The sequence below is a fragment of the Bacillus sp. SIMBA_005 genome (assembly GCF_046535585.1).
Classification (GTDB): Bacteria; Bacillota; Bacilli; order Bacillales; family Bacillaceae; genus Bacillus; species Bacillus pumilus.
The window spans coordinates 1-270 of the sequence record NZ_JAWRWI010000428.1; the positions used below are offsets into that span (position 1 = coordinate 1).

Consider the following 270-nt stretch of genomic DNA (forward strand, 5'->3'; position numbering starts at 1 on the left):
TTGATCCAATGCCTTTATCGTTACAAAAATATTTCCGCCGTCAGGCATCACTTCGATGGCGTTTTTTAATATATTGATAAAAACCTGTTTCAGCTGATTCGGTTCACAGTAAATCGGGGGAATGTCGTCAATTAAATCAAGTTGCATTTGTACATTGCTGAGATTGGCTTGCGCATTTAGTAGGTCTATCGTGTCCCTCATAATTTGGGTAACATGTTTTTCCTCATACATAATGGCCTGGGGCTTGGCTAAAATCAAGAATTCGGTGAT

At 39.3% G+C, this 270-nt stretch carries 1 pseudogene; it reads right to left on the reverse strand.

What is annotated here, in order from left to right:
* A pseudogene (locus SB660_RS20750) lies at positions 1-270 on the reverse strand (PAS domain-containing sensor histidine kinase); the annotation flags it as partial.